General features: G+C 52.2%; 11 protein-coding genes. 8 read left to right on the top strand and 3 right to left on the bottom strand.

The annotated features are described in order from the left end of the window. Positions 1-44: 44 nt before the first annotated feature. Positions 45-632 (bottom strand): orotate phosphoribosyltransferase, encoded by a 588-nt coding sequence (gene pyrE / locus LQZ19_RS11215; RefSeq protein WP_411047753.1) that lies wholly within the window; start codon positions 630-632, stop codon positions 45-47. Between the two features lie 86 nt (positions 633-718). Here pyrE and LQZ19_RS11220 point away from each other — a divergent pair, with 86 nt between their 5' ends. From LQZ19_RS11220 to LQZ19_RS11255, 8 genes are all read left to right on the top strand, one after another. Continuing rightward, positions 719-1951, top strand: a complete 1233-nt coding sequence (locus LQZ19_RS11220; RefSeq protein ID WP_411047754.1) for a cation:dicarboxylate symporter family transporter — start codon at positions 719-721, stop codon at positions 1949-1951. Positions 1952-2098: 147 nt separating this feature from the next. Next, on the top strand, positions 2099-3301 hold the full coding sequence (locus LQZ19_RS11225) for an FTR1 family iron permease (RefSeq protein ID WP_411047755.1): 1203 nt from the start codon (positions 2099-2101) through the stop codon (positions 3299-3301). Between the two features lie 63 nt (positions 3302-3364). Beyond that, positions 3365-3946 carry an iron transporter gene (locus LQZ19_RS11230; protein WP_411047756.1) on the top strand — a complete coding sequence of 194 codons (582 nt, stop codon included), beginning with the start codon at positions 3365-3367 and terminating at the stop codon, positions 3944-3946. A 103-nt stretch (positions 3947-4049) separates the two neighbouring features. Then, complete coding sequence (locus LQZ19_RS11235; protein WP_411047757.1) at positions 4050-5300, top strand: Fe-S-containing protein; 1251 nt, start codon at positions 4050-4052, stop codon at positions 5298-5300. Position 5301: 1 nt separating this feature from the next. Further along, on the top strand, positions 5302-6588 hold the full coding sequence (locus tag LQZ19_RS11240; RefSeq protein ID WP_411047758.1) for an ABC transporter permease: 1287 nt from the start codon (positions 5302-5304) through the stop codon (positions 6586-6588). Continuing rightward, entirely contained in the window at positions 6578-7720 is a 1143-nt protein-coding gene (locus tag LQZ19_RS11245) for an ABC transporter permease (protein WP_411047759.1), read from the top strand. The genes LQZ19_RS11240 and LQZ19_RS11245 overlap by 11 nt, the downstream gene beginning before the upstream one ends. A gap of 24 nt (positions 7721-7744) precedes the next feature. After that, the gene (locus tag LQZ19_RS11250; protein WP_411047760.1) at positions 7745-8440 is read left to right on the top strand and encodes an ABC transporter ATP-binding protein; all 696 of its coding nucleotides are present in this window, start codon (positions 7745-7747) and stop codon (positions 8438-8440) included. Then, on the top strand, positions 8437-8844 hold the full coding sequence (locus LQZ19_RS11255) for an FMN-binding protein (RefSeq protein ID WP_411047761.1): 408 nt from the start codon (positions 8437-8439) through the stop codon (positions 8842-8844). The genes LQZ19_RS11250 and LQZ19_RS11255 overlap by 4 nt, the downstream gene beginning before the upstream one ends. Positions 8845-8901: 57 nt before the next feature. Here LQZ19_RS11255 and efp read toward each other — a convergent pair whose 3' ends face one another. Both efp and LQZ19_RS11265 read right to left on the bottom strand, forming a co-directional pair. After that, positions 8902-9465 (bottom strand): elongation factor P, encoded by a 564-nt coding sequence (efp, locus tag LQZ19_RS11260; protein ID WP_411047762.1) that lies wholly within the window; start codon positions 9463-9465, stop codon positions 8902-8904. 104 nt (positions 9466-9569) lie between these two features. Next, on the bottom strand, positions 9570-9780 hold a 211-nt coding region (locus LQZ19_RS11265; protein WP_411047763.1), incomplete at its 5' end, for a hypothetical protein.

The following is a 9780-nucleotide window of genomic DNA, read 5'->3' on the forward strand; positions in this document are numbered from 1 at the left end:
AATATTCTTTTTAAGATAAATGCCCTTGGCTCCGGCATTGGTTCCTATAGTTTTCGGGACCCCGGTTTTACCGCCGGTATGCCCTTTTTACAGAGTTCACAGTTATCCTGTTCCCAGTTTCCCACCTCAACCGTACAGGCTGCGTAGAGGGGCCAGGAAACCGGGACCCCCGCAGCCCGGCGGTCCACCACACAGGCTAAGCCACTTATTTTTGCCCCCAGCGCTTCCAGAACCGCGGCGCTTTCCCCGGAGGATTTTCCGGTGGTAACCACATCTTCGGCGATAAGCACCCTTGCGCCGCGCTTAATCTCAAAACCCCGGCGAAGGGTCATGGCGCCGGTATCGTCCCGCTCGGTAAAGAAGCCCGGCAGCCCCAGTTGGCGGGCAAGTTCGTAGGCTACGATGATTCCCCCCATGGCGGGACCCACAATGGCATCCACGGCAAGTTTCCCCGCCCTGATATCCGCTTTTAACCGTTCCACTACCCCCGCCAGAGCTTCCGCCGCCCGATCCGGGTACTGCAAGAGCCGGGCGCACTGGAAATACCGGTCCGAATGACGGCCCGAGGAGAGGAGAAAATGCCCCTCCAACATGGCTTCGGACTCTTTTAGTAAGGTGATGGTATCTTTCATAGGTAAAATATACTCGGGAAGGGGCTTCCGCCGCAAGCTTAATTGACACAATTGACGCAGGTGAAGCCTTCAAGTATGATCTATCAATGAAGGTTTGGCTTAAACTGTTAATCGGCTCCCTCCTGGGAGTCCTCCTTGGATACCTCCTGCCTAATGACAATCAACGTATCCTTTCAATTTTGAGTTGGCTCGAAAGGATAGCTATCAGGATAGGCCGGTACGGCACGGTTCCTATCCTCATTTTTTCCCTTACCATAGCGATTTACGAGCTCCGTCAGGATGGCCAGTTCTGGCGTCTTATCCTCCGTTCCTTCCTGCTGATCCTGGGAAGCGCCGTTTTTGTAGTTGCCTCGGGGATCATGGTAACCATGATTTTCCCCCCGGACCGGATCCCGATTCAGATTGATGAGCAGGTAGAGCTTATTTCCCTTAATGTGTCCGAAGCGGCCCTGGAACTCTTCCCCTCAAACATGTTTTCCGCCCTGTTTTCCGACGGGGTCTACCTGTTACCCCTCTGTGTCTTTGCCTTTTTCCTTGGCATGGGCCTTTCCTATGACCGGAATTATACCAAACCGGTGATTTCCCTGCTCGATTCCCTGTCGCGGATTTTTTATCATGTGGCGTCCTTTTTTTCGGAAATTCTGGGGTTGATTATCATTGTCCTTGCAGCCTATTGGGCGATCCGGTTTCACGGACTCCTCCAGGCCGATGTTTTTAAGGATCTCATCCTGCTCCTGGCTGTTTTCAGCGTGGCTTTAGGCTTTATCATCCTGCCCCTGTTTCTCTACTTTATCAAACCAAAGGTTAATCCCTGGGTTCAGCTCTACGGTTCTCTGGGTCCCGCTCTGGCTTCGTTTTTTTCCGGGGATATCAACTTTTCCATCCCGGTGATTATCAGGCATGTTAAGGAAAATCTTGGCGCCCGCCGCCGTTCTAATACCGTTACGGTGACCCTCTTTGCCGCCTTTGGCCGTGCGGGCAGCGCCATGGTAGCTGCCGCTGCATTTATTGTGATCATCAAATCCTATTCCAGTTTGGGGATTACCCTGATGGATGTGGTTTCCATAGGCATCCGGGCGGTGTTAATATCCTTCCTCCTGGCCCGCCACTCCGGGGATGCCGCCTATACCGCCCTGGCGGCGCTCTGTCTTGATTACGGCCGGGGCTATGAAGCGGGTTACCTCATCCTCAAACCCATGGCCTTCTACCTTATTGCCATCGGCGCCTTCCTGGATGTGATGATAAGCTGTTTTGCCAGTTTCGCCCTGGCCCGGGGCAGCGGTTTCCAGGAGGATCGGGAACCCCGGCACTTTATCTAGGACCAAAACATACGCTAAACCGGCGTTATACATTTTTTTTAAATTTTTCTTCGGAAATCTCTTGACATGAAAGTTAGTCTCTGCTATCTTTCATTTAATTAGTATTAACTAACAGTGTAAGAGTTATCTATCAAAAGGAGCATGGTTTTGCATAAAAAGTTAGTTCTGTCTATCTTGGTAGTGCTTATGATAAGTTTGGTGTCTTCCCCTGCGTTTGCGGCCTTTGCATCCTGGAATGAAATAGTGGATAACATGCGGGACGTGATAAACCAATCCTATGAAACCTACCTGACCGGGGATTCTGAAACTGCCAAGGAACAGGTGGATACGGCCTATTTTGGATATTATGAAAAACTCGGGTTTGAAAAGACCGTGATGGCCTATATTTCCGGGGCCCGGGCTGCCAAGGTGGAGTACCAGTTCAGTTTTATCAAAAAAGCCATGACCAACCATGCCCCAAATAATGAGGTGAAGCAGGCTCTGGACCTTTTGGTGCAGTACCTCAGGGAGGATGCCAACCAATTGGACGGTAAGGAGGAGAGCGCTCTGGGTGTGTTCCTGGGTTCCCTGCTAATCATAGTTCGGGAGGGCTTCGAAGCGATCCTGGTGGTGGGGGCCATTGTGGCCTACCTTTTAAAAAGCGGAAACAAAAAAAGTACCAAGCCGGTCTACTGGGGGGCAATCCTGGCTCTGGGTCTCAGCGTGGTAATGGCCTTTATCCTTAACGCCCTTACGGGTAACGCCAGCGGCCAGGGCCAGGAGATACTGGAGGGGGCCACTATGCTGGTGGCGGTTGTAGTCCTTTTCTATGTAAGTAACTGGATGGTGTCTAAGGCGGAATCCGAGGCATGGTCTTCCTACATAGAAGGAAAGGTTCAAAGTTCCATTACCAAGGGAAGTATGTTCTCCCTGGCCTTTGCGGCATTTCTTGCGGTTTTTCGGGAAGGGGCTGAGACTATTCTCTTTTACCAGGCGCTGCTGGCCCAAACCCAAAGCTACATCAACATGGTATGGCTCGGTCTGGGTATCGGAGCCGTGCTCCTGGTGGTGATCTACATCCTCATCCGGGTGGTAAGTTTCCGGCTGCCCCTGAAGCCCTTTTTCCTGGGTACCAGCGTACTGCTCTTCCTCATGTCGGTCACCTTTCTCGGTAACGGCATCAAGGAACTTCAGGAGGGGAATCTTATCGGGGTCACCCCGGTTTCCTTTGTGGGCACCGTGGATATCCTGGGTATCTATCCTAACCTGGAAACCCTTATCCCACAGATACTGCTGCTCGCCGCTACCATCATAACCTTTGTGGTACAGCTCAAGCGGAACAAGCGTTTCCGTCCATCGGCTGCGGTCTAGGATTAACAATGGTATTAACTCGGGCCGTTAGGCCATGAGAGAGAGAATTTAGGAGGAGAGTACATGAATATCAGAAAACTGATGGTACTTCTTTTGATTGCGGGCTGTACCGCCTTTGCCTTTGCCGGCGGCGGTCAGCAGGGAAAAAAGCCTGCCAGCACGGTTGCCCCCGGCGAGGTCGCCGGTTTTGAAGAATTCCCTTTGGGGGATGATCACGAATTAGGGCCTCTCAATGTGGCGGGTGTGTATTTCCAGCCTGTGGATATGCTCCCGGCTTCTGCGGGACTTCCTGCGTCCCAGTCGGATATACACATTGAAGCGGATATCTCCGCCCTGGAAAACGAATTGGGCTATGGGGTTGGCGACTTTGTTCCCAACCTTACGGTCCGGTATGAGATTTCCCAGGCCAATGGTTGGAAAAGCGAAGGGACATTTATGCCCATGAACGCCAGCGACGGCCCCCACTACGGCGCCAATATTAAGCTGAACGGCATTGGCGAGTATAAGGTCCGATTCCTCATCCAGAACCCCGAAGCCCAGGGCTTTGTACTCCACGTTGACAAGACCACCGGTGTACCCGGCCGTTTCTGGGGCGAACCCCTTGTGGCGGAATGGAATGTAGCCTATACGGGGCCACAGTGGTAGTAGAATTGTTTTAGGGTATTTGCAGAGGACTTTAGGAGGTGATACCATATCACCGCTAAAGTCCTTTGCCGTTTGAGCATTCGCGGGGAAAAAAAGGGGTTGCATGTTTAGGTATCTCATTCAGGTTGTGCAGACTTTGCTGGTAACGGCAGTTCTTACGGCTTTGTTGTTTGCGGTTATTTTCAAAAGGGGAGATCCCAACCGGAAGAAGTGGTTGGCCGCCGGAAGTATAGCCGGGGTAAGCGCATCGGCGATCCTTGCGGTTCTGCGGCGTACCACCGCCCTCATTAACCGGGGTTTTTTTAATACCTGGGCTTTGTCCATCGCCATATTGACGGGGATCATCCTTATCCTGCTCCACTGGGGAGCGTTGGAAAAACGTTTGCCAAAACTGCACCGCCGGGCTCTGGATTATGCAAGCGCCATCCTTACCGCGGCACTGTTTTTTTACGTCCTGCCCACAATATTTCTGTACCCAACGGAATTCCTTTTGGCGGGGGAAAGTATCTTTAGTACGGATTTTCTTTTTAAAACCATAGGGTTCCTTGCGGGTCTTGGAGTTGTTTTAGTTACCGCCCTTGCTCTTTTTAACGTCTGTATGTCCCTGCCGGACAAACTTTTAAGCCTATTCCTTACCATCGGCCTTGGGGTCAATATGGTAAATCAGTTAGCGTCGATTATACAGTTTCTTTTTGCCCGGCGTGTCATACCCATGGTCCGCTGGTTATTCAGAATAATTGTTGTGGTGATTAACAATAATGTGTTTTTTCTTTATTTGATCATGGCGATAGGTTTTCTCCTGCCTGTCATCCTGTTTGCGGCGAGTTTTCATTCCAGCCAAAAGTATAATAACCCTGCGGAACACCGGAAGATCCGGGCTGCCATGCGCCGGAACCGGCGTTGGAGTTTCGCGGTGGCCTTGGGGTTTGGGGTTTCCCTGATTACCCTTACTGCGATCAAATCTTATGCGGAGCGGGGGGTGACCCTCTCTCCTGCGGAACCTATGAGCATAGTAGGGGATGAGATTATCATCCCTATTGAACAGGTCAATGACGGGCATCTTCATCGTTTTGCGCTTACCGCATCGGATAATACCGAGGTACGGTTCATCGTAATACGGAAAAACGAGATTACCTATGGGGTCGGCCTTGACGCCTGTGATATATGCGGCGCCACGGGGTATTATGAACGGAAGAACCAGGTTATCTGCCGGCTCTGTGATGTGGTGATGAATATTTCTACCATTGGTTTTAAGGGAGGCTGTAATCCGGTACCCCTCGCCTACGCCATTCGCGGGGGATCAATGGTGGTTCGTACCGGGGATTTGGAAAACGAAAAAGGGCGGTTCAAATAGTATGTTTTGGAGAATGGTACGGAGAGCAATTTTCCGGCAGAAAGGGAAAATGCTGATGGTAGCCTTTACGATTGCCCTGGGAGCGTCTCTTGCCACAGCAATGCTGAATGTGATGCTTGATGTGGGGGACAAGGTAAACCAGGAACTCAAGACCTACGGCGCAAATATCAACGTGGTTCCCAGGGGCGCATCTTTGCTGGACGATCTCTACGGGGTCAGCGATGGCAGCGGAGTATCGGATAAGTATTTACAGGAAGCGGAACTGGGCAATATAAAAACCATATTCTGGGCCTTTAATATTGTCGATTTTGCCCCTTATCTCAATACCAGGGTGAAGGTCAACAGCAATACTGATGACGTTAAGGTTGTAGGAACCTGGTTTGGTCATCACCTGGATCTTCCCACCGGGGAATCCCTGGATACGGGGGTGCGGAACATGAAGGCCTGGTGGGATACGGGCAGCGGCGGCTGGCTCAACGATGGGGATGACGGCTCGGTTATGGTAGGACGTCTGGCGGCTCATCGCTATAATATCGCTCTGGGGGATACCATCACCCTCAGGGGGCTGAACCGGGCCGAAACATTTCTGGTACGGGGGATATTTAACGCCGGGGGGGACGAAGACGGATGGATCTACACCACCCTGGCCGCCGCACAGGAACTGGCGGGCAGGCCCGGCCTGGTGAGCAGTGTTGAAGTCAGCGCCCTTACTACCCCGGATAACGAGCTTTCCCGCCGGGCAGGACAGGATCCAAACAGTCTTTCTATCAAAGAATGGGAGACCTGGTATTGTACCGCCTACGTCAGCGCCATCTGTTACCAGATCGACGAGGTGATCAATGATGCGGTGTCCAAGCCCATACGTATGGTGGCGGAATCCGAAGGGGCTATCCTGAAAAAGACCCAGCTGCTGATGCTCCTTATTACGATACTGAGCATGGCCGGTTCAGCTCTGGGCATTTCCAACCTGGTTACCACCAGTGTTATGGAACGGGCCAATGAAATAGGCCTCCTCAAAGCGGTGGGAGCTTACAACGGCCCGGTAACAGCCCTGATACTGACGGAGATCATTATTACCGGAATAATAGGCGGGGCGGCGGGTTATTTTGCCGGGCTTGGTTTTGCCCAGATCATCGGCCAGTCCGTGTTTAGCCAGTCAATAGATATAAAACCCATGGTGATACCCCTGGTAGCGGTTTTGGTGCTCCTGGTCACCCTGGCGGGGAGTATCCCCTCAATACGGCTGCTGCTGTCCCTGCGCCCTGCGGAGGTTCTCCATGGCAGGTAGAAGGCAGCGTTTCTTTATCAAAATGGTGGTTAGTTCCATTATCCGGCGCAGATCCCGGATGTTGGTAGCATTGCTGGCCATAGCCATAGGCGCAACGATACTGTCAGGGCTTATCACTGTTTACTACGATATCCCCCGGCAAATGGGCCGGGAATTCCGCTCCTATGGGGCCAATATGGTTATTGTTCCCGGAGGAACCGAGGCGGTGTTGACCATGGAAACCGTGGGCGCCGCTGTGGCATATCTCCCTGCGGGGGAGCTTATTGGAGCTGCCCCCTACAGCTACCGGATGGTGAAGATCAATGAGCAGCCCTTCATGGCCGCAGGGACGGATCTGAACGAAGCCCGTAAGGCAAGCCCCTACTGGTTCATATCCGGCCGGTGGCCGGAGCGGGGAGGAGAAGCCCTGATTGGACAGCAGGTGTCCGAGATGATCCGCCTTGTTCAGGGAAGTTCCTTTACTATTACCGGAACCGATAGCCGCGGGCAGGGGATAAACCGGGAATTTACCGTCTCCGGTATAGTCCAAACCGGCGGGACCGAGGAAGCTTTTATCTTTATGTCCCTGCCTGATTTTGAAGACATGATGGCCGAGCAGGGCAGGATTGATGTGGTGGAATGTAGTGTCAGTTCCTCCGGTGAGGATCTCCAGGCTCTGGCGGACCGGATAAGCGCCGGTGTTCCCGGTGTTGAAGCCCGGCTGGTTAAGCGGGTTACCCAGTCCGAGGGAGCGGTACTTACCAAACTCCAGGGTCTGGTATACCTGGTCACCCTGATAGTATTACTGCTTACCATGATCTGTGTGGCCACCACCATGATGGCTGTGGTAGCCGAACGCCGTCAGGAAATAGGGCTGCGGAAAGCCCTGGGCGCGGCAAATTCTGCCCTGGTTCTGGAATTTCTGGGGGAGGGGGCGTTTCTGGGCGCTGCGGGCGGCCTTTTGGGAGCCGGCTTCGGCTTTATCTTTGCCCAGGCGGTGGCAATGAATGTATTTAACCGGCCTATCAGTTTTATACCCCAGATGACGCCCTTCACCATTATTGTGTCAGTTTTTATCACCGGTCTGGCCTGTCTAATTCCGGTACGGAGCGCCACCGAAGTTGACCCCGCAATAGTATTACGAGGCGAATGAGGCTAAAACATTGGAGGAATATAAGTGGATTTACTTGAGTTACGGGATGTTTCAAAAATTTACGGGAACCTCAAAGCCCTGAAGGATGTCAACCTGACAGTACGGAAGGGGGAATGGCTTGCCATTATGGGCCCCTCGGGTTCCGGAAAAACCACCATGATGAATATCATAGGGTGCATGGATAAGCCCTCCACGGGGGAGGTTATCCTGGACGGTATTAATATTGCTAAGGAGAGTTCCAAAAACCTTACCACTACCCGGCGGGATAAGATAGGATTGATCTTCCAGCAGTTCCACCTGGTAAAGTACCTCTCCGCCCTGGAAAATATCATGGTTGCCCAGTACTACCACTCCATGCCCGATGAAAAGGAAGCCCTGGAAGCCCTGGACCGGGTCGGCTTGGCGGATCGTGCCAGGCACCTTCCCAGCCAGCTTTCCGGGGGAGAACAGCAGCGGGTCTGCATAGCCCGGGCGTTAATCAACTACCCCATGTTGATCCTGGCCGATGAACCCACGGGCAATTTGGACGAAGCCAACGAATCCCTGGTCCTGGAAATTTTCCAGACCCTTCACCGGGAGGGCAGTACCCTGATTGTGGTTACCCACGATCCCGAGGTTGCCGAGGACGCGCAGCGCACGGTGGTACTGGAACATGGAAGGGTCGCCAGGGTTGTTGATAATGAGAAAGAGGGGAGCGCTAAGAAGGAGATTTTATTATGAAAAAGATTTTTGTACTTTGTGCCGCAGCTTTACTGTTTTTTGCCTGTGGTAAGACTGTGTATAAAGACGGGACTTACCGTGGGAAGAGCGGGGTGGATGATACCGGCGCCTGGGGAGAGATCGCCCTTACCCTGAAAGATAGCAAGGTTACTGATTGTGTATTTATTACCCGCCAAAAGGATGGGAGCATAAAGGATGAAAACTACGGAAAGGTCAACGGGGAAATATCAAGCCAAGATTTTTATGACAAGGCCCAGCTTGCGATTAGGGCCATGGAACAATATAGGCTGCAATTTTTGGAAAAGCAGAGCTTGAAGCATCTGGACGCGGTGAGCGGAGCTACCATTGCCTACAATCAATTTATTGAAGCGGCGGAAAATGCCCTGAATGAAGCGGGAAAATAATTATATACCCCAAACTAAGATTCCTGGTTCCCCAGGCTTCAAACTTCAACAAGCGCCTTAACTATTCACCCGTTCCACGTATTCGTTGGTTTCGGTATTGACCAGGATTTTTTCACCCTGCTTAATAAACAGGGGCACCCGGACGGTCAAACCGGTCTCGGTAATGACGGGTTTGGTAGCTCCGGATACGGTATCGCCTTTGACGTAATTTTCCGATTCCGCCACGGTAAAGACCACCTTATAGGGGATCTTGATATCAATAACATTGCCTTCCCAGACCGTAAGCTCGTAAGAATCCCCGTCCTTGAGGTAGGGTTTCTTGTCCTCCATACTGCTGATAGGTACCTCAAACTGGTCGAAGTGCTCGTTATCCATAAAGTGAAAATTGTCCTGATCCGCGTATTGAAACTGGCAGGTGTGGGTATCTACCGTGGCATCCTCAACCTCCTGCTGGGTAGGGATAGTCATGGTCAGTACCGAACCGTCCTTAATACTCTTCATTTTTACCCGCGCAATGGCGGTTCCCTTCCCCGGGGTATGAAATTCCCGTTCCACCACCAGAAAAGGCTGGCCCTTTTGGAGCAAACAGCTGCCTTTGACTATATCTCCGCCTCGTATCATAAAATCCTCGCTTAAATCTCTTAATTTCTAGTATTGTATAGGTTTTGGGGAACTTCGTCTAGGGAAGGGGAATATTGATGTTAGCCCTCTTCGTGCGTATCTCCCTATTTTTCCCGGGATTTGTCGGCAAACCGGGCGTGGGGAGGGGTACGCCCGGCTTCATGTGCATGTAGAGCCTGCTTGCGGAGCCCCTTCGGGTCTCCGCAAGCAGAGAATTCCATATACATGAAGCCGGACGCACCCCTCACCACGCCCGCCTTTATCGGCACGTACGGGAAAGGGAGGTGTAGGAAGGCCTTAACATCGTATTCCGTG

Source organism: Treponema primitia (genome assembly GCF_046533075.1).
In the GTDB taxonomy this organism is placed as follows: domain Bacteria; phylum Spirochaetota; class Spirochaetia; order Treponematales; family Breznakiellaceae; genus Termitinema; species Termitinema primitia_B.

Coding starts and splice junctions, on each gene's coding strand:
- LQZ19_RS11230 (WP_411047756.1), top strand. CDS start 3,365: ATGAATATCAGAAAACTGATGGTACTTCTTTTGATTGCGGGCTGTACC.
- efp (WP_411047762.1), bottom strand. CDS start 9,465: ATGATACGAGGCGGAGATATAGTCAAAGGCAGCTGTTTGCTCCAAAAG.
- pyrE (WP_411047753.1), bottom strand. CDS start 632: ATGAAAGATACCATCACCTTACTAAAAGAGTCCGAAGCCATGTTGGAG.
- LQZ19_RS11240 (WP_411047758.1), top strand. CDS start 5,302: ATGTTTTGGAGAATGGTACGGAGAGCAATTTTCCGGCAGAAAGGGAAA.
- LQZ19_RS11235 (WP_411047757.1), top strand. CDS start 4,050: ATGTTTAGGTATCTCATTCAGGTTGTGCAGACTTTGCTGGTAACGGCA.
- LQZ19_RS11255 (WP_411047761.1), top strand. CDS start 8,437: ATGAAAAAGATTTTTGTACTTTGTGCCGCAGCTTTACTGTTTTTTGCC.
- LQZ19_RS11220 (WP_411047754.1), top strand. CDS start 719: ATGAAGGTTTGGCTTAAACTGTTAATCGGCTCCCTCCTGGGAGTCCTC.
- LQZ19_RS11245 (WP_411047759.1), top strand. CDS start 6,578: ATGGCAGGTAGAAGGCAGCGTTTCTTTATCAAAATGGTGGTTAGTTCC.